Origin of the sequence: Bacillus sp. FSL R7-0646, from assembly GCF_037969865.1 — a bacterium.
Classification (GTDB): Bacteria; Bacillota; Bacilli; order Bacillales; family Bacillaceae; genus Bacillus; species Bacillus licheniformis.
The window spans coordinates 1,207,056-1,232,203 of sequence record NZ_CP150217.1; the positions used below are offsets into that span (position 1 = coordinate 1,207,056).

Sequence of the window (25,148 nt, forward strand, 5' to 3'; positions counted from 1 at the left end):
AATTTACCGAAAATCGGGGGAATAATCAACAGTAAATTAAGAATTTATCGAAAATTTATAAATTGAACATCAATCGGCAGGTCGGCTTCCCTCACCATCGCGATGATTTGCTGAAGGTCGTCTTTATTTTTTCCGGTTACGCGGACTTGATCGTCCTGCACTTGCGATTTAACTTTCAGACCCGATTTTTTTATAAGGTTATTGATTTTTTTTGCGTTTTCTTTGTCGATGCCTTGAACTAATTTTCCGCGCTGTCTGACCGTGCCGCCTGAAGCGTTCTCAAGCTTTGAGTATTCGATGTTTTTCGTCGGGACGTTCCGCTTGATCAGTTTGCCGACAAGTACGTCTTTCAACTGGTTCATTTTAAATTCGTCGTCTGATACGAGAACGAGTTCGTCTCCTTCGAGTGTGATGCTGCTTTTTGACCCTTTGAAATCATAGCGTGTGCCGATTTCCTTGAGAGCGGTCTGGATTGCGTTTTGAACTTCAGGCAGTTCAACCTTTGAGACGATATCAAATGAGCTTTCTTTCGCCATGTGAAAAAACCTCCATCCATTTTACTTATGAGTCAATTATAGTAGAATAAGGTGAAACTTCCAATATCGAGCGGTTTTGCCTGGCCGCGATCTGGCAATAATTTGAACATTGGAGGAATAATAAGAAAAAGAAAAACAGGCGGATAAGAAAGGAAGAAGCAGTATGAAACCTGGACAGCAGCTAACATTGAAAATAGATCATAAAGCAGATTACGGTTACTTTTTGACGGACGGCGAAACGGCGGTCCTTCTGCATCAGAGCGAGATCACCGAGGATATTGACGGGAGAGAAGAGGTCGATGTTTTTTTATATGTCGATCACGAAGATCGCCTTGCGGCTACGATGAGAAAGCCGATCATCAGCGCTGAACAATACGGCTGGGTGGAAGTCGTTGATGCCGTCAGCGGCATGGGCGTTTTCGTCGATGTCGGGCTCTCGAAGGACGCCCTCGTTGCGACAGAGCATCTCCCGCCGTATGAATCAGTATGGCCGCAAAAAGGAGACAGGCTGTACTGTATGCTGAAAATTACGGGGCACGGAAGGATGTTTGCCAAGCCGGCGCCGGAGGACAAGATCAGCGAACTGTTTACTGAAGCTTCACCCGGCCTGATGAATAAAGAGCTCACCGGGACGATCTACCGCTTGATCGCATCAGGCTCTTTTATGATTTCCGAAGCCGGCATCAGAGGCTTCATCCATTCTTCTGAGCGAAAGGAAGAGCCGAGGCTCGGCGAAAAGCTGACTGCAAGGGTGATCAAAGTAAAAGAAGACGGTTCTGTAAATCTGTCGCTTCTGCCGAGAAAGCAGGATGCCTTGTCGGTTGATGCGGAACAAATCCTGACTTATATGAGATCGAGAAACGGCGCGATGCCATTCTGGGATAAAAGCGATCCAGAGGATATCAGAGAGCGCTTCAACATGAGCAAAGCAGCATTTAAAAGGGCGCTCGGCCATCTGATGAAACAGGATAAAATCTATCAGGAAGAGGGTTGGACGTACGAGAAAAAATAATCTTGAGGCGGCGTTCCGATCGGGACGCCGCCGGTTTCTTACAGGTGATGAGGCTTCTTTGATTCCTGGTGTTTACCGGCTTGTCTGTTCTTTTCGGCGAGCCGGTTTTTCTGCTGGTTGACGGCGTTATTGTCAACCGGCTTTTTATCATCATCTTTCATGAGGAAGCACCTCCCGTCAAAATGTCGCTCTTAGCTTGCTCACTGCCGGCGAAACTATGTACTCTCCCAATTGCGATGTTTTTTGCCGGGGAGTTTATGCCACCTTGTTCCGTCAGCATACACATATCATAAGACCCAAAAAAGGAGACTTGGTATGAAACATTGCTGCTCAGTTTACATTCATCGCGTTTCGGCAGGAGGGGTCGTCAACTTCGGCGGTGCGTACAAAATTTGTCCGATCACAATGGAAAAAGTGGTCGAGGGATCTGGAGGCCCGGATGTCGCGACAGCTGCTGCCGGCCTTCTTGATGGAGCGCTTGCGCCGGCCGTTGAGGAAGGGACAGTCACCGAAGACAGCTGACGCTGAGGCCTGCTTTTATAAAGCAGGCCTCTGTTTTATCTTATCTTTTGTCTTTCCCCGGAAAAAAGACCGCCAATGTTCCGGGTCCGGCGTGGGCGCCGACCGCTGAACCGATCATGTTGACGACGATCTCCTCCGGCTGGAATTCGGCTTCGATCATCCGTTTGACTTCTTCGGCCGTCCCTTCGTCATCTCCGTGGCTGATGCCGACCGTCTGTCCGCTCAAATCGACGCTTCTTTCCTTCATTAATTCGATCATCCGTCTGAGCAGCTTCTTTTTGCCCCGGATTTTTTCAAGGGGGACAAGCTTGCCGTCTTCAACATGCAAAAGCGGTTTAATATTCAACAGCCCGCCGACAAATGCCGATGCTTTGCTGATTCTTCCGCCTCTTGCCAAATAAGTCAAGTCATCAACGGTAAAAATATGTTCAAGATGTTCGCAAAAGTCCTTTACAGACGACTCGATTTCTTGTATTGTATTGCCGTTAGTTGCGAGTTTGAGGGCGTGCTTGACAGCAAGCCCATAGCCTAATGAAGCGCATTTTGAGTCGATGATCCGCAGGTCGAAATCAGGGAACTCCTCCTTGACTTCGTTTGCCGCCATCACAGCCGTCTGGTATGTTCCGGACAGCTCTGAGGAAAAGGCGATATAGAGAGCGGGTTTATTTTCGTTGGCCAGCTCGCTGAATGCGTTCTTGAACAGCATCAGAGACGGCTGGGACGTTTTCGGCGCTTTGCCTTCGCGCATCGCTTCATAAACGTCCAGAGGCTGAATCGTCAGAAGATCATCGTATTCTTTTTCATCAAGCAGCACCCTTAACGGAATAAATGAGATGCGATGTTCATCATAAAAAGATTTCGGCAAATCTGCCGCGCTGTCTGCTAAAAGGTGAACGTTCATTTGAACCCCTTCTTTCTAAAAAATGGTTGAAAAGGACACTAAGCTGTCCTTCGGCATACTTCGTTTTTTAGGTCAACTATATCATATATTTTTACATTGACGTTTTCAAAATATTGTTTTAAGGGTAAACCAAATATATACGAAAGTAGCGGAGGAACTAAATATGGTCATAGCGGAAGCAAAAAAATTGTTCATTGTCATCATCGGCGCCTTGTTAAATGCCATCGGATTGAATCTGTTTCTGATTCCCGCCGATGTTTACGCCAGCGGCTTTACGGGGGTGGCGCAGCTTTTATCGAGCGCGCTTGACCAGTACAGCCCGATTTATTTTTCAACGGGGACGCTATTGTTTATTTTAAACATTCCCGTCGGGATTCTAGGGTGGCTCAAGGTCGGGCGCTCATTTACGGTCTACAGCATTTTGAGCGTGGCCTTGACGACGGTCTTTTTGGGGATGCTCCCTGAGGCGAGCCTGTCAAACGACATTTTGCTGAATGCCGTGTTCGGCGGGGTGATCGCCGCGGTCGGGATCGGCCTGACCCTTAAATACGGGGCTTCAACGGGCGGTTTGGATATTATTGCGATGATCCTGGCAAAGTGGAAAGACAAACCGGTCGGCACCTATTTCTTTATTTTAAACGGTGCGATTATTTTAACAGCAGGATTATTGAACGGATGGGAGAAAGCATTATATACGCTCGTTACACTATATGTGACAACCAGGGTGATTGATGCCATCCACACCCGCCACGCCAAGCTCACCGTTATGATTGTCACAAAGAAAGCGGAGGAGATCAAAGAAGCCATTTACGGGAGGATGGTCCGCGGAATTACAACCGTTCCGGCGAAAGGCGCCTTTACGAATGAACAGAAAGAAATGATGATCATTGTCATCACAAGGTATGAATTGTACGACTTGGAAAAAATCATTAATGAAGTTGATCCAAAAGCTTTCACAAACGTCGTACAGACAACACAGGTTTTAGGGTTTTTCCGCAAAGATTAATGAAAGGGTGAATGAATGCGGCTGATTTCCATGATTGTGATGCTGCTGTTTGTCAGTGGATGCGGGCAAAACGGGGATCAAGTCCCCGATAAGGAGGTATCAGGGGAAGTGGATAACGGGAGTGTGACATTGACGGTTGAACCCGTCCAGAAGCAGGGAGAAATCGAATTTCGGATGTCGGTTGTAAACCATACGGATGATGCGGCAGAGTTTGAATTCAGCAGCGGACAGAAATTTGAGCTGATCGTCAGCGACAAAGAAGGGAATGAAAGATACCGCTACTCGAAAGGAAAAATGTTTACACAGGCTTTCCAGACGATGACGCTCAATCCGAAAGAGTCCTACGATTTTACTGATGTATGGAAAGAGGTGCCTGAACCCGGCACATACGAAGTAAACGTGACATTTTTGGGGAGATCGGAACAGTTTGCAACTTTGAGGGCCGGCAAAACGTTTGAAGTGAAATAACCATCAAAAAAGGCATCCCGGGAAAGGATGCCTCTTTTGTATTCTGTCAGGAAGGATCGGCGGCTGAATGAACACCGCCACGGTCACAGGATGTGACCGTTAATATTGATCCCCATTGAAAATAGAATTTTTAACGATGACATAGTCTACGTTGCGGATCGCATCGAGCTTGTTTCCTCCCGCATAAGAAATGGACGACTGCAGATCCTGTTCCATTTCTGTCAGCGTATCCATGATCGCGCCTTTATGCTCCACGTACATTTTTTTGCCTTCGACATTTTTCTTTTCGCCTTTTTGATACTCAGAAGCTGAACCAAAATATTCTTTGTAGAGCTTGCCGTCTTTTTCGATCGTTGCTCCAGGCGATTCTTCGTGTCCGGCAAACAGCGAACCGATCATGACCATTGTCGCCCCGAATCTGACCGATTTGGCGATGTCTCCGTGGGTGCGGATGCCGCCGTCAGCAATGATCGGCTTGCTTGCCGCTTTTGCGCACCAGCGCAGCGCAGCCAGCTGCCATCCGCCCGTTCCAAAACCGGTTTTGATTTTTGTAATGCAGACTTTTCCGGGACCGATGCCGACTTTTGTAGCGTCGGCTCCGGCGTTTTCAAGCTCTCTAACAGCTTCAGGCGTTCCGACATTTCCTGCGATCACAAAGCTGTCCGGAAGATGTTTTTTAATGTGCTGAATCATATTGATGACGGCGTTTGAGTGACCGTGGGCGATATCGATCGTGATGTACTCGGGTGTGAGATTCTCTCTCGTCAGCTCTTCGATAAACGCGTATTCTTCATCTTTGACTCCGACGCTGATTGAAGAAAACAAACCGCGTGCCTTCATGTCTTTAATAAAATCGATCCGTGTTTCCGGCTCAAAGCGGTGCATCACATAAAAGTAACCGTTTTCCGCTAATGAAACAGCCAGCTTTTCATCTATAATGGTCTGCATATTGGCCGGCACGACAGGCAGTTTAAATGTCCTTCCGCCAAACTGCACGGATGTATCACATTCAGAACGGCTCTTGACGATGCACTTTGCAGGAATTAGTTGAATATCTTCGTAATCAAATACATTTTCCAATATAAAAACCCCCAAAAAACGAATATTTATTAATAAGTTATTTAAAATGTTCGCCTTTTATAATGTACTTCCTTTTGTTCCCGATGTCAAATTTTTATGCTTTGAGAGCGGAAAAATAAAAAAGGAGCCGTGCCGATGGCACAGACTCCTCTCCGGCTGTCAAAAGCCGGTGCGGTATTATGATAGTTGATCTAGCTGCTCCTGAAGATTGTGAAGCTGTCGCCGTTCGGCATCAGTTGAATTGGCATACGCCGAGGAAAGGGCGTTTTTAGCTCTTGCAACGGCTTTCGCCTTTTCGCCTGAATCCGCCGAAGCTTCAGCTTCATGTACGGCTGCTTTGGCCATTTGAAACAGTTCGTTTCTCATTTACAGCCCTCCGCATTCCGTCGGGCCGCTCTTCTGTTCAGCCTCTTCTAATGTGGAGCGGTAAGGGAACCTGGCGGCATGCTGTTTAAGCGAGTCTTTGCCTTGCTGAATAAACCGTTTTGATTTGCTGCGTTTACCCATCTTGAATTCCCCCTTAACACAAGTGACGGTCCGGTGCGGCCGTCTTCTCATAGTATGGCCGTTTTGAAAAGCCGTTTATGAATGGCAAATTATAAAATTATAAAGCGAAGTAATCCTTTAAAAAGACTGCGATTCCGTCTTCCTCATTCGATTTCGTGACCTTGTTTGCAACGCTTTTTACCCCTTCGATGCCGTTGCCCATCGCTACTCCGCAGCCTGCGAACTCAAGCATTTCAAGGTCGTTGTCTTCATCGCCGAAGGCAATGACCCGCTCAGGCGGGATTCCGTAGTAGTCCGTGATTTTCTCTAAGCCGACCGCTTTATTGATGCCGCTTTTAATCAGTTCGATTACATGCCACGGGGCCGCCCATCTTCTATGGTCGACCATCTCCGCGTGTACGTCTGACAGATAGGAGCGGATCGCCGGAACATCCTCTTCTTTTGCGTGAATCAATACGCTTGTCACATCCTGGCCGAGGTTTGTTCTTAAATCTCCGACTGTAATATTCGGGCTGCCCATCGTAAAGACATCAATCAGCTTTTCGTCATGATAATGAAAATAAACATCATCGACAATTTCAGCAAGGATATTATGTACGTTGTACGTTTCGCTGACTTCAATGATCTGTTTGACCACCTCGAGATCAAGAGATGTATGGAAGCGTCCCCAGCTTTCATCTTTAGGGTGATGGACAAACGCGCCGTTGAAATTGACGATCGGCGTATCGAGCTGGAGCTGATCATAATACATGGAGCTTGCTCTGAACGGTCTTCCCGTAGAAATGCACACGTAATGTCCATCTTCCCGCAGCTTGCGGATGACTTCGCTGGAGCTTTCCGAGATGGTCTTGTCGTCTTTTAATAATGTACCGTCTAAGTCCAATGCAATTAAATATGGTTTTGTCTCCATAAATGCTCCTTTAATGTGAATTTGAAAGTTCTGACTTACCTATAGTGTATCTTTTTACCTTCTTTATTGTCTACATGTTAAACTTATGATGATGGACATCCTAAAAGGAGGAAGAAACAGTCGTGATCATAATCGAAAAGCAGCATATTTCAAACATTCCTCTTTTGCATATTGTAAAAGAGGAGAAAAAAGAGAAAGCTCTTCCTCTTGTTTTCTTCATACATGGTTTTACAAGCGCAAAAGAGCATAACCTTCACTTCGCATATCTGCTTGCCGAAAAAGGAATGCGCGTGGTCCTGCCTGAGGCTCTTTATCACGGGGAGAGGGAAGAACAGCTCACTCAGGAAGAGCTCGCCCCGAGGTTTTGGGAGATCGTCACGAATGAAATCAAAGAGCTCGAAGTGCTGAAAAACCACTTTGAACAGGAAAACCTGATTGAAAAGGGCCGTATCGGCGCCGCCGGAACTTCGATGGGCGGTATTGTCACGCTCGGCGCTTTGACCCAATACGAATGGATTACAACTGCCGTCAGTTTAATGGGCAGTCCCGCCTATGTAGAATTTTTTGATCAACAGCTCGCTTTTATGCGTGAAAAGAAAATTGAACTTCCTTTCACAGAAGGACAAATCGAACAGCAGCGCGATAAACTGAAGCGTTTTGACTTGAGTCTGCAGCCGGACAAATTGAAGATGAGGCCGCTTTTATTTTGGCACGGCAAACAGGATGGCACCGTTCCGTTTGCTTTGGCGCGCCGCTTCTATGAATCGACGATTCCGCTGTATGAAACTCGGCCTGATTTGCTGCATTTTATCGAAGATGAGCGGGCCGGGCATAAAGTATCAAGGGAAGGCCTTTTGAAAACAGTCGAATGGTTTGATGCGCACCTTTAAGTGCTATCGGTTTAGAAAATGAAAGAAGTGCGTTATACTGATGAAAAAAGGAGTGAGGAAGAGTGGATGAAGCATTAAAAGAGAACATCATGGGCGCCCTTGAACAGGTCGTTGACCCTGAACTGGGCGTCGATATCGTCAATCTCGGCCTTGTATATGACGTGGATATGGATGAAAACGGCAAAACTGACGTGACTATGACTTTGACTTCAATGGGCTGTCCGCTGGCGCCGATCATTGTGGATGAAGTCAAAAAAGCGCTCGCAGATATTCCCGAAGTCAAGGAAGTTGACGTTCATATCGTCTGGAATCCGCCTTGGACACGGGACAAAATGTCGCGATATGCGAAAATCGCACTTGGCATCCAATAAACGTTTCCAGAGCCTGCTCAACCGTTGACAGGCTCTTTCTGTTTTGAAAAGGGAGCCGCCGTAATAGATAACACGGGCGTATCCAGGCAGATCGCTACTCCCGTTATAAAAAGAACGCTTGTACAAGCGTTCTTTTTTTATTGCAAAAACGCCAGCCGGCACATTCTCCGGTTTGAAAAGCGGAGAATCCGGGAAGATGGGAACGGAGCACGACCAAGCCGCTGAAAAAGGACCGCCGGCGGGAGGAAAGAACCAATATGAAAGATGAACAAAAAATATTAAATATACAATTGAATTAATTTTTATTCATGTTATAATGTTAAATAATTTCACAAAGACCAAGAAGGTGAACTTGTTTTGAAAATAGGTATTATAGGTTCTACTGGCTATGGAGGGGCAGAGATTATGAGGATTATGAAGTTGCACCCTTATGCAGATGAATGCATATTGTATTCATCGAGTGATGAGGGAGCCCGCTATGATGCCGCATACCCGCACCTTATGAAACTGACAGATCAACACCTGCAACCGATCGAAGTAAAGAAAATTGCGAACGAAATCGATTTTTTATTTATGGCTGCGCCTCCGGGGGTATCCAGCCGGCTGACGCCACAGTTTGATGCATATGACATACCGATCATTGACCTGTCCGGCGATCTCAGGCTGCAGAACCCGAGCGTCTATGAAAAGTGGTATAAAAGGGAAGCCGCGCCTGAACACGTGCTTCAAAAAGCGGTATACGGACTGTCTGAGCTGAATCGGGAAGACATTAAAACGGCGCAGTACATAGCCAATCCAGGTTGTTTCCCGACAGCGGTTCTTCTCGGCTTGGCGCCGCTCGTCAAAAGCGGCAGCATCAACGAATCTTTTGTCATCATCGATGCGAAAACAGGGGTATCGGGAGCAGGCAGAAAGGCGTCGATGGGCACTCACTTTTCAGAGATCAATGACAATTTCAAAATATATAAGGTAAACGAACACCAGCATACGCCTGAAATCGAGCAGATTGTTAAACAATGGGACTCCGCATTTAAACCGATCACATTCAGCACGCATTTAGTTCCGATGACAAGGGGCATTATGGCGACCATCTACACAGAACTGAAAGACAGCATGGATGCCGAACAGCTCCAACTTATTTTTTCGAAATTTTATAAAGATTCATACTTTGTCAGAGTGAGAGAACCCGGTTCATTCCCTGCAACTAAAGAGGTGTACGGCAGCAATTTTTGCGATATCGGCGTTACCGTTGATGAACGGACGAACAGAGTGACAATTGTGTCAGTGATCGATAACTTGATGAAGGGAGCCGCGGGTCAGGCTGTTCAAAACTTCAACATTATGAACGGCTGGAGCGAAACCGCCGGGCTTGAAATTACGCCAATTTATCCATAAGACGGGAGAGAACAAACTTATGATTCAGGTGAGTCAAGACAGCATAAAAAAAACAGACGGAAATGTCGCTTCGCCTAAAGGCTATTTGGCAAAAGGGGTTCACTGCGGCCTCCGCTATTCAAAAAAGGATCTTGGAATTATCATCAGCTCAAGACCGGCGGTGAGCGCCGCCGTTTATACGCAAAGCCACTTTCAGGCTGCGCCGATCAAGGTGACGCAGGAAAGTCTCAAAAAAAGCGCGCATCTGCAAGCCGTCATCGTCAACAGCGCAAATGCCAACGCATGTACGGGAGAGCAGGGCTTAAAAGATGCATATGAGATGCGCCGCCAAAGCGCTGATATGCTTGGGATCGAGCCGGAACTGGTGGCCGTGTCCTCAACCGGCGTCATCGGCGAATACCTCAATATGGAGAGCATTACAAAAGGCATCAGCCTTCTCGCCGAGACTGAGCCTGCCGAAGGCGATTTCGAAGAAGCGATCTTAACGACAGACACGGTGATCAAACAAACGTGCTATGAACTGACGATCGGCGGTCAAAGAGTGACGATTGGCGGAGCAGCCAAAGGGTCGGGGATGATCCACCCGAATATGGCGACGATGCTCGGCTTTGTCACAACAGATGCATGCATCGAAGAAAGCGCGCTGCAAAGGGCATTAAGGGAAATTACGGACGTTTCATTCAACCAGATCACAGTCGACGGCGACACATCGACTAACGATATGGTGCTCGTCATGGCGAACGGATGCGCCGGAAATGAGCGCCTCCATGAAGAACACGAAGATTGGCCGGTTTTCAAAAAAGGCCTGCAGCTTGCCTGCACAGACCTCGCCAAACAAATCGCGAGAGACGGGGAAGGGGCGACAAAGCTGATCGAGGTTGAAGTGAACGGTGCGAAAAGCAATCTTGAAGCGCAAATCATCGCCAAAAAAATCGTCGGCTCAAACCTTGTAAAAACCGCGGTTTACGGAACGGATGCGAACTGGGGCAGAATCATTGTCGCGATCGGAGACAGCATGGCTGCTGTGACACCGGAGAAGGTAGAAATCTACCTGGGCGGCCAATGCCTTTTTAAAAATAACGAACCCCAGCCGTTTTCGGAAGAGCTGGCCAAAACATATTTAGAAAACAGCGAAGTGAAAATCGAGGTTTTCATGCAGGAAGGTGAAGGAAAGGGTACGGCTTGGGGCTGCGATTTAACTTATGAATACGTCAAAATCAATGCGAGCTATCGTACGTAAAAAAGGGGATCACAATGGGTAAAACAATCGTTTTTAAATGCGGCGGAAGCGTCATCCGCGAACTCTCGGACGAATTTTTTCAAAACCTGAAAGATCTGACTGAAAGCGGCTGGAAAATCGCGCTCGTGCACGGGGGTGGACCCGATATTACAAAGATGCTGAAGAAGCTCAATATTCGAACCGAATTCGTCAACGGACAGCGCAAGACGACAAAAGCGGTTCTTGAAGTCGCTGAAATGGTCCTGTCCGGTTCGATCAACAAATTTTTCGTTGCTGAGCTGACAAAGCACGGGCTTCCGGCTGTCGGCGTATCGGGAAAAGACGGGGGACTGCTCCTTGCAGACTATTTAAATGAAAAGGAATACGGTCAAGTCGGGCGCATTAAAAAAGTAAACGGCCAAATGGCCGAAGCGCTCATGGAAAAAGGATTTATTCCGGTTATCGCACCCCTCTCGATGACGGATGGCTGTGAGACCTTGAATGTGAACGCCGATTTGGCGGCGTCGGCTGTTGCGGCAGCCTTGCGCGCTGACAAATTGATGTTTGTGACAGATGTCAAAGGAATTATGAAAAACGAAGAAATGCTGAAAGAGCTGACGCCCGAAGACATCGAAAGCCTGATTGCTGAAGGCGTGATCTCGGGAGGCATGATACCAAAAGTGCATTCCGCAAAAGAGGCTCTTACAGATGAAGTGGAAGAAGTAATGATCGTAAGCGGGAAAGGATCTTTCCTGACGAAAGACGATTTCATCGGCACGAAAATCATCAAACAAAAGGAGGCCGTATCGTGAGTCACTTATTTCAAACGTACAGCCGCTGGAATATCAATATTAAAAAAGCGAAAGGCACGATCGTCCAGGATGAGAAGGGGAACGCCTATCTCGATTTCGTCCAGGGAATCGCGGTCTGCAATCTCGGGCATTGCCCCGATTCAGTAACGGCTGCTCTCAAAAAACAGCTTGACGATGTCTGGCATGTTTCCAATTTGTTTCAAAATGAGCTTCAAGAAAAGGTTGCACAGCTCCTTGCCAAAAACAGTGCAGGCGATCTCGTCTTCTTTTGCAACAGCGGGGCGGAAGCGAATGAAGGGGCGGTGAAGCTTGCGCGAAAACATACGAAAAAAACAAAAATCGTAACCTTTCAGCAATCGTTCCACGGGCGCACGTATGCGGGAATGGCTGCAACCGGACAGGAAAAGATCAAGCACGGATTCGGACCGATGCTTGAAGGATTCCATTACCTCCCTTACAACGAGCCGAAAGCATTTGCCGAATTGCAGGACGAAAAAGATATCGCGGCGGTCATGCTGGAGCCGATTCAAGGCGAAGGCGGCGTCATCCCGGCGAGCAGAGAATTTCTGCAGAGCGTTCAAGACTTTTGCCGAGATAAGCAGGCTCTCCTTATCATTGATGAAGTTCAAACCGGAATCGGCCGCACCGGTAAAGCATTCGGATATGAACACGAAGGGCTGTCACCCGATATCGTCACCGTTGCGAAAGGGCTGGGCAGCGGTTTTCCGGTCGGAGCGGTCATCGGCAAAAAAGAGCTCTCAGAAGCGTTTTCGCCGGGCTCCCACGGCACGACATTCGGAGGGAACATGCTTGCGATGGCTGCGGCAAATGCCACGTTGGAGACCATTTTTGACAGAAGCTTTCTTGAAGAAGTGAGCGCCAAAGGAGCATTTTTGCATCAACAGCTGAAAGATAAGCTCCAATTTCCGCTTGTGAAAGATATCCGCGGGAAAGGGCTGATCGCCGGAATCGAGTGCAAAGAACCCGTGCAGCCGCTGATCGAAGCGCTTCAAAAAGAAGGCCTGCTCGTTCTTCCTGCGGGTCCGAACGTCATCAGGCTTCTGCCGCCGTTGACGGTTGCGAAAAGCGAAATCAAAGCGGCCGTGGAGAAGCTGAAAGATGTCATGGCAAATCATTCTGCTGTAAAGCAGTAATTTTTTTTGAAATGAAAGTATAAAAATTCATGAATATCACTATTTATTCATCAAAGGTGGGCATAAGATGGAAGGATATTTAGTTCTTGAAGATGGTACATCCTTCAGCGGAGAACTGGACGGTCTTGACGGCTGCACCGGTGAAGTCGTCTTTTTTACGGGCATGACCGGTTATCAGGAGGTTTTGACAGATCCTTCATATAAAGGCCAGATTATTGTCTTTACGTATCCGCTGATTGGCAACTATGGAATTAATGGAAGCGATGCTGAAAGCAAACAGCCTCAGGTGAGAGGGGTCGTCGTCTATGAAGCGTGCGACAGATTTTCCCACCATCAGGCGACAGAAAGCCTTCGGGAATACTTGGCGAAGTGGGATGTTCCGCTTTTGTCGCACGTGGACACAAGAGCGGTTGTTCAGCATATCAGGGCAAAAGGGACGCTGAATGCGAGGCTGACGAAACAAAAGGACGACATCCCGGCTCCGCGCCAGCTGGAAAACTATGCGGCACAGGTTTCCGGACAAAACGAAAACGGCGCTTTTGGGGAAGGCAATACGCATATTGCGCTGATCGATTTCGGCTATAAAAAGTCGATCGCTTCATCGCTAGCAAACCGGGGCTGCAAAGTGACGGTCGTTCCCTATCAAGAGATGGACGGCATTGCGAAGCTGAATCCGGACGGAATCGTCCTTTCAAACGGGCCGGGCGATCCGAAAGCGATCCTTCCATATATGGATGCACTCCGGGGTATCATTTCTTCCTATCCGACGCTCGGCATCTGCCTCGGGCACCAGCTGATCGCGCTCGCATTCGGAAGCGACACGTATAAGCTTCCGTTCGGCCACAGGGGAGCCAATCATCCGGTCATGGACAAAGAGACCGGACGCGTGTTCATGACAAGCCAAAATCACAGCTATGTCGTCGATCGGGACACCATCAGCGAAAATGAATTTTCCGTCAGGTTTCATCATGTCAACGACGGTTCAGTAGAAGGGCTGATGCATAAAACACTGCCTGTCCTATCCGTTCAGTTTCATCCGGAAGCCCATCCGGGACCGGCTGAAAGCGAATGGATATTCGGAGAATATTTGCAGAAATTGAACGAAGCAAGGAGAGAGATCGCCCATGCCTAAAGACCAAACCATCAAAAGCATTCTCGTTATCGGATCGGGGCCGATTATCATCGGGCAGGCCGCTGAATTCGACTACTCAGGAACCCAAGGCTGCATGGCGCTGAAAAGCGAAGGCTACCGGGTGATTCTCGTCAACAGCAACCCGGCGACAATCATGACCGATGAATCTTTTGCAGATGAAATCTATTTTGAGCCGTTGACAGTGGAAAGCCTCACACAAATCATCAAGCGCGAAAAACCGGATGGACTGCTCGCCAATCTGGGCGGACAGACAGCGCTGAATTTGGCTGTCGAGCTTGAAAAGGCCGGCATTCTGAAAGCGTACGGGGTGAAGCTGCTTGGAACATCTGTCGATACGATCGAAAAGGGTGAAGACAGAGAAAAGTTCCGCGCCTTGATGAAAGAGCTGAATGAACCTGTGCCGGATTCAGAAATCGTTGACAATCAGGATGATGCGCTTCGTTTTGCGCTCTCAATCGGTTTTCCGATTATCGTGCGGCCGGCCTATACACTGGGCGGAAAAGGAGGCGGCATCGCGGCGACAAAAGAGGAGCTTCTGCCTTTAATCGAAAGCGCCCTCCTCGCAAGTCCGATCCATCAATGCCTTGTCGAAAAAAGCATTGCCGGTTTTAAAGAAATCGAATACGAAGTCATGCGGGACAGTAACAATACATGCATCACCGTCTGCAATATGGAAAACATCGATCCTGTCGGCGTCCATACGGGAGATTCGATCGTTGTCGCCCCGTCGCAGACATTAACGGATGCGGATTATCAAATGCTGCGTTCTGCCAGCTTAAAAATCATTTCCGCGCTCGATGTCGTCGGCGGCTGCAACATTCAATTCGCCTTGGACCCGGAGAGCAAAAACTATTATGTCATCGAGGTCAATCCGAGAGTAAGCCGTTCATCAGCCCTCGCCTCAAAAGCAACCGGCTATCCGATCGCAAAAATGGCGGCAAAACTGGCTGTCGGCTACACGCTTGCCGAGCTGAAAAATCCGCTCACAGATTCGACCTATGCAAGCTTCGAGCCTGCGCTTGACTATGTCGTCGTCAAATTTCCGCGCTGGCCGTTCGACAAATTCAAACAAGCCGACCGCAAGCTCGGCACGAAAATGAAAGCGACAGGGGAAGTCATGGCGATTGACCGCAATCTTGAAGCGGCCCTGCAAAAAGCGGTCGCCTCCCTTGAGCTGAAAACATCAGGAACACATTTGCCCGAACTTGGCGGCGTATCTTCTGAAGTGCTGTGGAAGCTGCTTGAGACCCCTGATGACCGCCGTTTCTTTGCGGTTATGGAACTGCTGAGCAGGGGGACTTCCATCAGCGAAATACACGAGAAAACGAAAATCGATGATTATTTCCTTCATGTGTTTTCTAACATCATTCAGCTGGAAAACACGCTGATGGAGCAGGGAGACTCGTTGTCCGTCAGCCTTTTGAAAAAGGTGAAAGAAAAGGGATTTACCGACTTTACGATCGCTTCCCTCACCGGAAAGACAGAAGAAGAAGTGCGCGCGCTCCGCAAGAAAATGGGCATTGCCGCATCCTTTAAAATCGTCGATACATGCGCGGCTGAATTTGATGCGAAGACAAACTATTTTTACTCAACGTACTTCGGGAAAAGCGACGGAGACATCTCTCAAAAAACGAAAAAGCGGGCCTTGATCATCGGTTCCGGCCCGATTCGGATCGGCCAGGGGGTCGAGTTTGACTACAGCGCCGTGCACGGCGTCATGACGCTGAAAAGCCTCGGATTTGAAACGATCATGCTGAACAACAATCCGGAAACCGTCAGCACGGATTATGAAATGGCGGACCGCCTGTACTTTGAACCGATTACACCCGAGCATATTCTCAATGTCGCTGAAGCGGAAGACATCGACTTTGCGATTGTGCAATTCGGCGGCCAATCCGCCATCAATGTAGCGCAAGCGATTGAAAAAGCGGGCATCACCCTGCTTGGGACATCATCGGAAACCCTTGACATACTTGAAGACCGCGATCAATTTTATCAGCTGCTTGACGAGCTCGGCATCTCCCATGCCAAAGGAGAAACGGCTTCATCAAAAGCGGAAGCGGTGAAAAAAGCGAACGAAATCGGCTATCCTGTGTTGATCAGGCCGTCATACGTGATCGGCGGAATGGGCATGATGATCGTTCACTCAGAAGCGGAGCTCAGAGAGCTGCTGGGCGGGGCATCGCAAATGCCTTACCCGATTCTGATCGATCAATACGTATCAGGAAAAGAGTTTGAAATCGACCTTGTCAGCGATGGCGGCGATCTTTATATCCCGACTTATATCGAGCATATTGAAAAAGCAGGCGTCCATTCAGGTGACAGCTACGCGATTTTGCCGGGGCCTTCGGTTACTCCGGAGATGAAAAGCGCCGCTCGGGATGCTGCCGCAAAAATCGTCCGCAAGCTCGGATTTAAAGGCATTATGAACATTCAATTTATAGCGGATTCGGATGAGCTGCTCATCCTTGAAGTCAATCCGAGGGCGAGCCGGACGGTTCCGGTTGTCAGCAAGGTGATGGGAGTTCCGATGATCCCGCTTGCGGCGAAACTGTTAGCCGGTTCGTCACTCAAAGAACTGAAGCCCGCCGCCAAAAATTCACGCGGTGTTGCCGTGAAGTTTCCGGTCTTTTCATCGCACGCCATTCAAGATGTCGATTTGAAGCTTGGGCCGGAAATGAAATCGACCGGTGAAGGCATGTATGTCGGCTTCAATCCGGAAAGCGCCCTGAAGAAAATCTTTGCAGGAATCTGGCAAACGAAAGGCTGCATTTACATGGAAGGAGCCGGCGAGCTCCGTTCTCTCGCAGAACAGGCGGGCTTCACCGTACAGTCGGACGATTTTCCGGGCTGGATCAAACGGAAGGACAAAGCGCTGCACATCCATTTAGCCGAGTCAAAAGAGGCGAGAAAGCAGAGGATAGAAGCCGTCACTCACGGCGTGGCGGTGATGACGGAAGAAGAGACGGTGCGGGCATTTTTGACGAGCGGGCATGGAACGACTAAAGCCGTGTCGCTTAAAGATTTATATAAAAAGGAAGTGGAGACATGTCTACTGTAAACATCGGGGCGACCCGGGAGATCAATCTGTCAGGCAAGGATTTCTTAAGCCTGAAAGACTTTTCAAAAGAGGAGATCGTCTATTTGCTGAAAGAGGCAGCGGCAATGAAGCGAAATAAAATTCAAGACATCTTTAAAGGAAAAACATTGGCGATGATCTTTGAAAAATCGTCGACGAGAACGCGCGTATCGTTTGAAGCCGGAATGGCGCAGCTCGGCGGAAACGCCCTGTTTTTAAGCAGTAAAGACATGCAGCTGGGCAGAGGGGAAACGATCGCAGATACCGCGAAAGTGCTTTCGCGATATGTGGACGCGATTATGATCCGCACATTCGAACACGAAAAAGTCGAAGAGCTTGCCAAGCACGCCGAGATTCCCGTGATCAACGGATTGACCGATCTTTTTCATCCGTGTCAAGCGCTTAGTGACCTATTAACGATTCAAGAGATGAAAGGAACATTAAAAGGGCTGAAAGCCGTTTATGTTGGCGACGGAAACAATGTCGCGCATTCGCTGTTAATCGGCTGCGCGAAAGTGGGATGCGACATTACGGTGGCTTCACCCAAAGGGTATGAGCCGAATCAGGACGTGGTGAAACTGGCCGAGACATTCGCCGAAGAATCCGGTGCGGCCGTCACGATCACAAATGATCCCGTGTCAGCCGTTCAACAAGCGGATGTCATCTATTCTGATGTTTTTACAAGCATGGGACAGGAGGAGGAAGCCGAAGAACGGATGAAGATTTTTGCTCCTTACCAAGTCAACGGAACGCTTGTCTCCCATGCCAAGCCTGATTACATCTTTCTGCACTGCCTTCCTGCCCACCGGGAGGAAGAGGCCACCGCAGAGATCATTGACGGTCCGAATTCAGCGGTATTTCAGCAGGCTGAAAACCGCCTGCACGTCCAAAAAGCTTTATTAAAAGCACTGTTATCTTAAATGAAAAACAGCTGATCCATTGATCAGCTGTTTTTAGGCGAATATCAAAACGGCGATGCCGATGACAAAGCAGTAAATCGAGAAATAAACCAAGTTTCCTTTCGCCATAATATTCATGAACCAGCGCAATGAGAAGTATGTAGCTATAACAGATGCGATGAACGCGAATAAATAAGGAAGAAAAAGCTCTCCTAAACGCGGATCATGAAAAATATCGGTAATGCTTAAAATCGTTCCGCCAAGGCTGACCGGTATGTAAAGCAAAAATGAAAACCTGAGCGCGGTTTCAGATTTGAGGCCGAGCGCCATCGCAGGAACGATCGTCGCTCCCGAACGGCTGATGCCGGGAACAAGTGCAACCATTTGCGAAAAGCCGATGATCACGGCGTCTCTCAGCCTGATTTCGCCGTCGCTTTTCCGGCCGCGCAAATTTCGAATAAGAAACAATGCCAGACCCGTAATAAGCAAAGTAACCGCGGTGATCCGGACGCCGTCTTTAAAGAAAGCCGAAATCTCATCATCAAATAAAACGCCGATGACACCGGCAGGAATCGTGGCGATGATCAGATAGATGATAAACCTGAAGTCCGCTTTTCCTTTTTCATTTTTTGTTGTGACATAAGACAGCCCGTTTACCGCCAGCCTGAAAATATCGTTTTTATAAACGAGCAGTACGGCAATTAAAGAACCGGCATTCATCAAAAGCTCAAAACTGAAGCCTTCAATATTCAAGCCCAAAAAGTGCTGTGCCAGCACCAAATGGCCGCTTGACGAAACAGGGATCGGCTCTGTGAATCCCTGAAGCAACCCTAAAAGGATATACTTGATCAACACTAAAAAATCCATGATACTCCTCCGTTTCCCACAAGTTGTGATGCCCTTTTAACAGACGGAATGTACAGGCGGTTCGTTTCAATTTTCAGAACGCTTTTCTCATTAAACTACACAAAGCAAACAGATGTAAAGATAAAATCGACATGTTTTTTGAGAAATTGGGGCAATCTAATGGTAAAAGGGAGTGAAGCAAATGGGACAGCAGCGTCAATTCCGGCCGGGCCAAAAAGCGCCCAATAATGGAGTGTATGTGGAAATCGGCGAAACGGGAAGCATGGTTCAGAACCCTCAGCAAATCAAATTGAGCGCCGGCGAGTTCTTCCCTGAAACCTCCAATCATAACCGGCTCTGGACATATAAAAGAAAGCCTTAAAAAAACAGCCGTCGGTTTTCTGCCGGCTGTCTGTCTAAAGCAAAAAACCCCACTTTTAGAAGCCGGGGTTTTAATGTTGACTTGCATCCTGTTTAACAGGCATAATTTCTCCAAGAACAATAACGGCTGCGGTGATGATAAAGCCCATAATGACACTGGTTTGAAGGTCATACCCAGCACCGTTCATGGCGCCGACAATGTAGCAGGCCATCTGCGTCAAAAGAAATGTCCAGAAAAAAGCGACCACAAATCGCACGTTTCCCACCTCGTCCTTCTCATTCAATTCTAAAACTTATCATACCATATACATAGCCGGCTGGAAAAGACATTTTAGTGAACAAGACAGGGCTTTCAACTCCGATTTCAGAAATATCAAAAAGGGCATTTGATAAAAGTTCATTTTTCATCATGAAGACTGGGACTTTTCCTTATTCGTTTGATGCGTGTACGACATAAAATAATGAGCAGATTACGGCAGGAAGGAGGCAGGCAAGTGATGAAAATAACCGACCGTTTTTTTCAAGTGGATACAGAATGGAATGTGGTTCATCTTCCGTATAGGCCGAACGGTTTTCTGGTGTTCATTTTCGGCGACCGAACACATTTCGTCGGGGAAGATACGAGCTTCTGGCTTCAGCATTACGGAAGAAGTCAGCTTCTTACGAGCCTGAGAAACAAAGGCTACACCCTGGTAAACAGCAATTTGTTCGGCAGGCACTGGGGCTCCGAAAAAGCGGTTGCATACGCCAAACAGCTGATTCATTACGTGTTCAAACAGGAAATCTTAAATGAAAAAATTCATCTATTGGCGGAAGGCACAGGCGCGCTCATTGCAGATGAGCTCCTTCGCTCGATCTCGAACCAAATACGTTCTGCAGCGATGGTTAATCCTTGCCTCGATCTTCAGGCTCATCATAAACGAGAAAAAGAAAACAAGTTTTTCTACAAACAGTTTATTAAAGAAATTGCCGAAAGCTACGGAATTACGGAGCGGGAGGCAGCCGATTATCCGTTCAAAAGCATATCCCCTTATCACAATCTCGTACCCGTTCATATTTGGCAAAGACTGAACGGCTCACCGTATCCGTATATGATCCATGCCAAAACGTTTGAGGAGCGCCAGCTTAAAGGCCGTCACAGCGTAGGGCTTACCCTGCACCTGACCGAACATCCTCAGCGCATTCATTCAGCAATCGCGAACTTTTTCAAAACGCATGAAAAAGTCTTATAGAGAATAGAATAATAGCAGCCCGAAAATGATGAAAGGGCTGTTTTTTGCTTGGTTAAAAAAGCTGAAACGAAAGGTGGTCCATCGAATGAAGCCGGCACTTGTATATGGAGCAGATGAGTTCTTCGGCCTTTCATTTTGTGAACATCTACTTGAAGAGGGTGTTGACATAGATGTAAAGCTGGAACAGACAAGCGACGAAAAAAAGCTGATGTATCTCGAAGAGCGGCTGATGTGGCTGGGAAGAAACGAGCATTTCCGTCTCATCGAAAAAGAGCTTGAAGCCCCGTACGAACAAGTCTTCATCCAATACACAGGCTCAGTGCCGGAAGAAGCGCTGGCTGCAGGCGTTGAAAACAAGCCTGTTATTCTGTTTGTCTACCAGGAACAATTCGAAGAGGATTTACGCGCCGGCATGGAGGAAAAGGGTGTTGAACTGATCGTGCTTCCGGATCTGTTCGGTCCGTGGGACGTCAGGGCAGAGGATAAACAAAACAGGGACGGAGCGCTTTTTGTGAACGACGCGGCAGCACAAGCCGCTGCCTGTGCTGTTGAAAAAGATTTTTCAGATTTGCAGTTTGTACAGAAGACGCCATACGATAAAGCCGATGAGATCATTGAAGAATGGATCAGACAAATGTCTACATTTTTCGACAAAAAATAAGAAAGATCTTCCTAATTTACACTTGAAAGGATACAATAAAGATAGATTTGAATTGCTGTTTTTTCGAAAGGGAGTTGAACATGGCATGGTGTACAGGCTTGTCGCGATTTTTTTCATTCTCCTGGCGCTAAGCGGCTGCGGACAATCGCCGCTGAAAGGGAAAATTGAAAAAGTCGGTTTGCTTGTCCCTGATACGATAAATGACCAAGTATGGGGAACCAAAGGATATAAAGGATTATTAAGAATACAATCCGTCTACAATGTCGACGTCTATTATAAAGAGGGAATCGATAATGACGCTGCCATTAAAATGGCTGTAGAAGATTTTCACAAAAAAGGCGTCAACCTCATCTACGGGCACGGAAGCGAATATGAAAAAGCCTTTAATGAGATATGCAAAGATTATCCTGATATTCATTTTGTTTTAATGAACTCGAAAGCCGATCACCCAAATGTGACAAGCATATCGCTTGAAGGAGAAGCGATGGGGTTCTTCGGCGGAATGACGGCGGCACATCAGTCAAAAACAAAGAAAATCGGCGTGCTCGCAACGTATAAATGGCAGCCTGAAGTAGAAGGATTTTCCGAAGGGGCTAAATACCTCGATCCGGACATTGAGGTGATGACAGAATATGTCGGCCAGTGGGACGACAGCGAAAATGCCGTCAAACTGTATGAAAAAATGAAGAAGGCAGGCGCGGATGTTGTGTATCCGGCCGGAGACGGGTATAATGTCCCTGTCATTGAACAAATCAAAAAGGACGGGCTGTACGCTATCGGATATGTAAGCGACCAGTCGGAATTGGGTGAGAATGTCGTTTTGACAAGCACTATACAGCATGTAGACGACGCTTATGAACTCACCGCCGACGAGTTTAATAAAGGAACGCTTAAAGGCGGCAAGCGGTCCTTTGACATTCAAGAAGGCGTCATCGAGATGGGGAAATTCAGCCCTGTTGTCGATCCGTCATTTCAAGAAGAGATGAAACGGCTGATTGACGAATACAAAAAAACAAACAAACTGCCAAACGAACATTGAGGTGATCAAAGTGCACGAAAAATCGATGGAATTTTTGCAAATTGCCATGAAATACGTTCCGGAAGCGAAAGAAGAGATGGAGAAAGCGGGAATCGAACTTTCGCCGGAAATGCTTGAGCCGTTCATGAACCTGTTTACAAAAGTGATGGCGGAAGCTTACGAGCTCGGTAAAGCGGACGCCGGTTCTGACGCCTGACGAAATGCCCGCAAACGGTTGAAAAGCCACTTTTTAATAGAAGTGGCTTTTTTATATGGAAATCTTATTTTTCAAAGCGCTGACCATTGAGCCGATTTCTTTAAACACAGGCTTCAGCTCATCGAGCGAATCCATAATTTCTCCAACCTGATTCAACACGTGCATATAATCGGCTTCCTGGGATACTTCAGCGTCTTCGGCGGTTTCCGCTTCCGCATCCGTCTCCGTCTCTTCATGCCTGCCGGGTGCGTTTGCGCCAAACATCATTTTTGTGAAAAAATCGTCGTTCGCCACTCTTCATCCCTCCTTTTTCATATATATCACTACTATATGAATGTTTTGGTCTGCTAGATTAGACGAATATATTGCCAACTAAAAAAAAATAGGGTAGGATTAGTACCAGATACTAATAATAACTCATAACATTAGTTGGAAAAAATCATGAATAAAGGAGTCTTTCCTATGAAAGCTGGAATTATTGGAATCGGCCGGTACATCCCTGAAAAGGTGCTGACCAATTTCGACTTGGAAAAAATGGTTGAAACTTCTGACGAGTGGATTCGTACAAGAACAGGCATAGAAGAAAGAAGAATCGCAGCTGAAGATGAGAAAACATCCGACATGGCTGTGGCCGCCGCTAGAAGAGCGATGGAAGACGCAAACATCGAGGCGGAAGATCTTGATATGATTCTCGTCGCCACCGTTACTCCTGACCAGGCATTCCCGACAGTGTCCTGCATGATTCAAGAAAAGCTCGGTGCATTCAATGCCTGTGCAATGGATATCAGCGCAGCGTGCGCCGGTTTTATGTACGGTTTAGTCACTGGAAAACAGTTTATCGAAGCCGGGACGTATAAGCATGTGCTTGTCATCGGAGTTGAAAAGCTTTCAGGCATTACGGACTGGGATGACCGCAATACCGCTGTTCTGTTCGGAGACGGAGCGGGCGCCGCAGTTGTCGGGCCTGTCAGCGACGATAAAGGGATTTTGTCTTTTGAGCTCGGTGCAGACGGCAGAGGCGGAAAGCACTTGTACTTGGATGAAAAAGATCATACAATCATGAATGGCAGAGAAGTGTTCAAGTTTGCTGTCCGCCAAATGGGCGAATCCAGTGTGAATGTCATTGAAAAAGCCGGATTATCCAAAGAGGATGTCGACTTTTTGGTGCCGCATCAAGCCAACATCCGGATCATGGAAGCGGCGCGCGAACGTTTGGAGCTGCCAGTCGAAAAAATGTCTAAAACGGTTCATAAATACGGAAACACATCAGCTGCTTCTATTCCGATTTCTCTTGTGGAAGAGCTTGAAGCTGGTAAAATAAAAGACGGTGACGTCATTGTGATGGTCGGCTTCGGCGGTGGTTTGACATGGGGAGCCATCGCCATGCGCTGGGGCCGATAAAAGAAAGGTGAGGTGCAACTTATGAATAGTAAAAGAGTAGTCATTACCGGATTAGGAGCTTTATCACCTCTTGGTAATGACGTCAAAACGAGCTGGAACAACGCGGTTAACGGGGTTTCCGGAATCGGCCCGATTACAAGGGTGAACGCGGACGAGTATCCAGCTAAAGTAGCCGCGGAACTGAAAGATTTTAAGATAGAAGATTACATGGATAAAAAAGACGCGAGAAAAATGGACCGCTTCACACAATATGCCGTTGTGTCGGCGAAAATGGCCGTGGAAGACGCGGGGCTCGACATTAACGAGAGCAACGCAGACCGGGTCGGCGTCTGGGTCGGTTCTGGGATCGGCGGCCTTGAAACGCTTGAACAGCAGTTCGAAACATTTTTAACAAAAGGACCGCGGCGCGTCAGCCCGTTCTTTGTACCGATGATGATTCCTGACATGGCGACCGGCCAGATTTCGATTTCTCTCGGTGCAAAAGGGGTCAACTCTTGTACGGTGACGGCTTGCGCGACGGGTACGAACTCAATCGGCGACGCCTTTAAAGTCATTCAGCGCGGCGATGCAGATGTCATGATCTCCGGCGGAACGGAAGCCCCGCTTACAAGAATGTCGTTTGCCGGCTTTTCCGCCAATAAAGCGCTCTCCACTAATCCGGATCCGAAAACGGCAAGCCGCCCGTTTGACAAAAACCGCGACGGCTTCGTCATGGGAGAAGGAGCGGGAATCGTCGTTCTTGAGGAGCTTGAGCACGCGTTAAACCGCGGAGCGACAATCTACGCGGAAGTGGTCGGCTACGGATCAACGGGAGACGCCTATCATATCACGGCTCCTGCGCCAAATGGGGAAGGCGGCGTCAGAGCCATGAAAGAAGCGATCAAAGATGCGGGTCTGTCTCCTGATAGCATTGATTATATCAATGCGCACGGAACAAGCACGCCGTACAATGATAAATTTGAAACGATCGCCATTAAAGAAGTGTTCGGAGAGCATGCCTACAAGCTTGCCGTCAGCTCGACAAAATCGATGACAGGGCACTTGCTCGGGGCTGCCGGAGGCATCGAAGCGATTTTCTCCGTCCTAGCCATTAAGGAAGGCATCATTCCTCCGACAATCAATATCGAAACGCCTGATGAAGATTGCGATCTGGACTATGTACCGGATCAAGCCCGCCGCCAGGACGTAAATGTTGTGCTCAGCAACTCGCTCGGTTTCGGCGGACACAACGCAACGCTGATTTTCAAAAAATATGAATAACCGCAATAAAAACGGCTGCCATTTTAGATGGTGGCCGTTTTTATTTTGTCATCCTCTTTCCGCAGACTTAAAAGTATTTGCAGTCTAAAAAGACTAAGATGTTTATAGTTTTTCATAATTTGAAAATATGGGCGTTCAGATAGGAACCAGGGGGCGATTTTTAACCAAGGTATCTTCAGTAAAAAATTTTAATTTACAGATATTGAGTTGAAAAAAAC

General features: G+C 47.7%; 30 protein-coding genes. 20 read left to right on the forward strand and 10 right to left on the reverse strand.

Annotated elements, in window-relative coordinates; genetic code table 11:
- Positions 1 to 44: 44 nt before the first annotated feature.
- Entirely contained in the window at positions 45 to 536 is a 492-nt protein-coding gene (locus MKY62_RS05990) for a YajQ family cyclic di-GMP-binding protein (protein ID WP_003180528.1), read from the reverse strand.
- 163 nt (positions 537 to 699) lie between these two features.
- Here MKY62_RS05990 and MKY62_RS05995 point away from each other — a divergent pair, with 163 nt between their 5' ends.
- Positions 700 to 1,548: a S1 RNA-binding domain-containing protein gene (locus MKY62_RS05995; RefSeq protein WP_003180530.1), complete on the forward strand. Its 849-nt coding sequence runs from the start codon at positions 700 to 702 to the stop codon at positions 1,546 to 1,548.
- A gap of 38 nt (positions 1,549 to 1,586) precedes the next feature.
- Here MKY62_RS05995 and MKY62_RS06000 read toward each other — a convergent pair whose 3' ends face one another.
- Complete coding sequence (locus tag MKY62_RS06000; RefSeq protein ID WP_003180532.1) at positions 1,587 to 1,709, reverse strand: hypothetical protein; 123 nt, start codon at positions 1,707 to 1,709, stop codon at positions 1,587 to 1,589.
- A 154-nt stretch (positions 1,710 to 1,863) separates the two neighbouring features.
- Here MKY62_RS06000 and MKY62_RS06005 point away from each other — a divergent pair, with 154 nt between their 5' ends.
- Positions 1,864 to 2,070: a hypothetical protein gene (locus MKY62_RS06005; RefSeq protein WP_003180535.1), complete on the forward strand. Its 207-nt coding sequence runs from the start codon at positions 1,864 to 1,866 to the stop codon at positions 2,068 to 2,070.
- 40 nt (positions 2,071 to 2,110) lie between these two features.
- Here MKY62_RS06005 and MKY62_RS06010 read toward each other — a convergent pair whose 3' ends face one another.
- Positions 2,111 to 2,971 carry a DegV family protein gene (locus tag MKY62_RS06010; protein WP_003180537.1) on the reverse strand — a complete coding sequence of 287 codons (861 nt, stop codon included), beginning with the start codon at positions 2,969 to 2,971 and terminating at the stop codon, positions 2,111 to 2,113.
- A gap of 163 nt (positions 2,972 to 3,134) precedes the next feature.
- On the opposite strand from MKY62_RS06010, the gene MKY62_RS06015 reads away from it, so the two are divergent.
- Both MKY62_RS06015 and MKY62_RS06020 read left to right on the forward strand, forming a co-directional pair.
- Positions 3,135 to 3,977, forward strand: coding sequence for a YitT family protein (locus MKY62_RS06015; protein WP_003180539.1), 843 nt, complete (start codon positions 3,135 to 3,137; stop codon positions 3,975 to 3,977).
- A gap of 15 nt (positions 3,978 to 3,992) precedes the next feature.
- A complete protein-coding gene (locus MKY62_RS06020; RefSeq protein ID WP_003180542.1) occupies positions 3,993 to 4,445 on the forward strand; it encodes a BsuPI-related putative proteinase inhibitor in 453 nt (150 codons plus the stop codon).
- A gap of 99 nt (positions 4,446 to 4,544) precedes the next feature.
- On the opposite strand, the gene guaC is transcribed toward MKY62_RS06020, so the two are convergent.
- From guaC to MKY62_RS06040, 4 genes are all read right to left on the reverse strand, one after another.
- Positions 4,545 to 5,525, reverse strand: coding sequence for a GMP reductase (gene guaC / locus MKY62_RS06025; protein ID WP_003180544.1), 981 nt, complete (start codon positions 5,523 to 5,525; stop codon positions 4,545 to 4,547).
- Between the two features lie 177 nt (positions 5,526 to 5,702).
- Complete coding sequence (locus MKY62_RS06030; protein ID WP_003180546.1) at positions 5,703 to 5,891, reverse strand: DUF3813 domain-containing protein; 189 nt, start codon at positions 5,889 to 5,891, stop codon at positions 5,703 to 5,705.
- The gene (locus MKY62_RS06035; RefSeq protein ID WP_003180548.1) at positions 5,892 to 6,032 is read right to left on the reverse strand and encodes a hypothetical protein; all 141 of its coding nucleotides are present in this window, start codon (positions 6,030 to 6,032) and stop codon (positions 5,892 to 5,894) included.
- Positions 6,033 to 6,129: 97 nt separating this feature from the next.
- The gene (locus MKY62_RS06040) at positions 6,130 to 6,942 is read right to left on the reverse strand and encodes a Cof-type HAD-IIB family hydrolase (RefSeq protein WP_003180550.1); all 813 of its coding nucleotides are present in this window, start codon (positions 6,940 to 6,942) and stop codon (positions 6,130 to 6,132) included.
- A gap of 122 nt (positions 6,943 to 7,064) precedes the next feature.
- Here MKY62_RS06040 and MKY62_RS06045 point away from each other — a divergent pair, with 122 nt between their 5' ends.
- From MKY62_RS06045 to argF, 9 genes are all read left to right on the forward strand, one after another.
- The gene (locus MKY62_RS06045) at positions 7,065 to 7,832 is read left to right on the forward strand and encodes a prolyl oligopeptidase family serine peptidase (RefSeq protein WP_003180551.1); all 768 of its coding nucleotides are present in this window, start codon (positions 7,065 to 7,067) and stop codon (positions 7,830 to 7,832) included.
- A gap of 62 nt (positions 7,833 to 7,894) precedes the next feature.
- Positions 7,895 to 8,203 carry a metal-sulfur cluster assembly factor gene (locus MKY62_RS06050; RefSeq protein ID WP_003180552.1) on the forward strand — a complete coding sequence of 103 codons (309 nt, stop codon included), beginning with the start codon at positions 7,895 to 7,897 and terminating at the stop codon, positions 8,201 to 8,203.
- Between the two features lie 357 nt (positions 8,204 to 8,560).
- The gene (argC, locus tag MKY62_RS06055) at positions 8,561 to 9,598 is read left to right on the forward strand and encodes an N-acetyl-gamma-glutamyl-phosphate reductase (RefSeq protein ID WP_003180556.1); all 1,038 of its coding nucleotides are present in this window, start codon (positions 8,561 to 8,563) and stop codon (positions 9,596 to 9,598) included.
- Positions 9,599 to 9,617: 19 nt separating this feature from the next.
- Complete coding sequence (argJ, locus tag MKY62_RS06060; RefSeq protein ID WP_003180559.1) at positions 9,618 to 10,838, forward strand: bifunctional ornithine acetyltransferase/N-acetylglutamate synthase; 1,221 nt, start codon at positions 9,618 to 9,620, stop codon at positions 10,836 to 10,838.
- 14 nt (positions 10,839 to 10,852) lie between these two features.
- Positions 10,853 to 11,629 carry an acetylglutamate kinase gene (argB, locus tag MKY62_RS06065; protein WP_003180560.1) on the forward strand — a complete coding sequence of 259 codons (777 nt, stop codon included), beginning with the start codon at positions 10,853 to 10,855 and terminating at the stop codon, positions 11,627 to 11,629.
- On the forward strand, positions 11,626 to 12,783 hold the full coding sequence (locus MKY62_RS06070) for an acetylornithine transaminase (RefSeq protein ID WP_003180562.1): 1,158 nt from the start codon (positions 11,626 to 11,628) through the stop codon (positions 12,781 to 12,783). The genes argB and MKY62_RS06070 overlap by 4 nt, the downstream gene beginning before the upstream one ends.
- 67 nt (positions 12,784 to 12,850) lie before the next feature.
- Positions 12,851 to 13,915 carry a carbamoyl phosphate synthase small subunit gene (locus MKY62_RS06075; RefSeq protein ID WP_003180564.1) on the forward strand — a complete coding sequence of 355 codons (1,065 nt, stop codon included), beginning with the start codon at positions 12,851 to 12,853 and terminating at the stop codon, positions 13,913 to 13,915.
- Positions 13,908 to 16,997, forward strand: a complete 3,090-nt coding sequence (locus MKY62_RS06080; RefSeq protein WP_003180566.1) for a carbamoyl phosphate synthase large subunit — start codon at positions 13,908 to 13,910, stop codon at positions 16,995 to 16,997. The genes MKY62_RS06075 and MKY62_RS06080 overlap by 8 nt, the downstream gene beginning before the upstream one ends.
- Positions 16,985 to 17,935, forward strand: coding sequence for an ornithine carbamoyltransferase (gene argF, locus MKY62_RS06085; RefSeq protein ID WP_003180569.1), 951 nt, complete (start codon positions 16,985 to 16,987; stop codon positions 17,933 to 17,935). Before MKY62_RS06080 ends, argF begins: the two co-directional genes overlap by 13 nt.
- A gap of 33 nt (positions 17,936 to 17,968) precedes the next feature.
- On the opposite strand, the gene MKY62_RS06090 is transcribed toward argF, so the two are convergent.
- Positions 17,969 to 18,781 (reverse strand): undecaprenyl-diphosphate phosphatase, encoded by an 813-nt coding sequence (locus MKY62_RS06090; RefSeq protein ID WP_003180571.1) that lies wholly within the window; start codon positions 18,779 to 18,781, stop codon positions 17,969 to 17,971.
- 181 nt (positions 18,782 to 18,962) lie between these two features.
- Between MKY62_RS06090 and MKY62_RS06095 the strand changes: the two genes are divergently transcribed.
- Positions 18,963 to 19,142 carry a YjzC family protein gene (locus MKY62_RS06095; protein ID WP_003180573.1) on the forward strand — a complete coding sequence of 60 codons (180 nt, stop codon included), beginning with the start codon at positions 18,963 to 18,965 and terminating at the stop codon, positions 19,140 to 19,142.
- Positions 19,143 to 19,212: 70 nt separating this feature from the next.
- On the opposite strand, the gene MKY62_RS06100 is transcribed toward MKY62_RS06095, so the two are convergent.
- The gene (locus MKY62_RS06100; protein ID WP_009328851.1) at positions 19,213 to 19,407 is read right to left on the reverse strand and encodes a YjzD family protein; all 195 of its coding nucleotides are present in this window, start codon (positions 19,405 to 19,407) and stop codon (positions 19,213 to 19,215) included.
- 231 nt (positions 19,408 to 19,638) lie between these two features.
- Here MKY62_RS06100 and MKY62_RS06105 point away from each other — a divergent pair, with 231 nt between their 5' ends.
- From MKY62_RS06105 to MKY62_RS06120, 4 genes are all read left to right on the forward strand, one after another.
- The gene (locus MKY62_RS06105) at positions 19,639 to 20,373 is read left to right on the forward strand and encodes a hypothetical protein (RefSeq protein WP_003180579.1); all 735 of its coding nucleotides are present in this window, start codon (positions 19,639 to 19,641) and stop codon (positions 20,371 to 20,373) included.
- Positions 20,374 to 20,458: 85 nt separating this feature from the next.
- Entirely contained in the window at positions 20,459 to 21,034 is a 576-nt protein-coding gene (locus MKY62_RS06110) for a hypothetical protein (RefSeq protein WP_003180580.1), read from the forward strand.
- Between the two features lie 85 nt (positions 21,035 to 21,119).
- Complete coding sequence (locus MKY62_RS06115) at positions 21,120 to 22,073, forward strand: BMP family ABC transporter substrate-binding protein (RefSeq protein ID WP_003180583.1); 954 nt, start codon at positions 21,120 to 21,122, stop codon at positions 22,071 to 22,073.
- Positions 22,074 to 22,098: 25 nt separating this feature from the next.
- Positions 22,099 to 22,269 (forward strand): ComZ family protein, encoded by a 171-nt coding sequence (locus MKY62_RS06120; protein WP_031314537.1) that lies wholly within the window; start codon positions 22,099 to 22,101, stop codon positions 22,267 to 22,269.
- Positions 22,270 to 22,320: 51 nt separating this feature from the next.
- Here MKY62_RS06120 and MKY62_RS06125 read toward each other — a convergent pair whose 3' ends face one another.
- A complete protein-coding gene (locus tag MKY62_RS06125; protein WP_003180586.1) occupies positions 22,321 to 22,563 on the reverse strand; it encodes a hypothetical protein in 243 nt (80 codons plus the stop codon).
- 168 nt (positions 22,564 to 22,731) lie between these two features.
- Here MKY62_RS06125 and MKY62_RS06130 point away from each other — a divergent pair, with 168 nt between their 5' ends.
- Entirely contained in the window at positions 22,732 to 23,670 is a 939-nt protein-coding gene (locus MKY62_RS06130) for a beta-ketoacyl-ACP synthase III (RefSeq protein ID WP_003180588.1), read from the forward strand.
- A gap of 21 nt (positions 23,671 to 23,691) precedes the next feature.
- Complete coding sequence (gene fabF, locus MKY62_RS06135) at positions 23,692 to 24,930, forward strand: beta-ketoacyl-ACP synthase II (protein WP_003180590.1); 1,239 nt, start codon at positions 23,692 to 23,694, stop codon at positions 24,928 to 24,930.
- Positions 24,931 to 25,148: the final 218 nt, after the last annotated feature.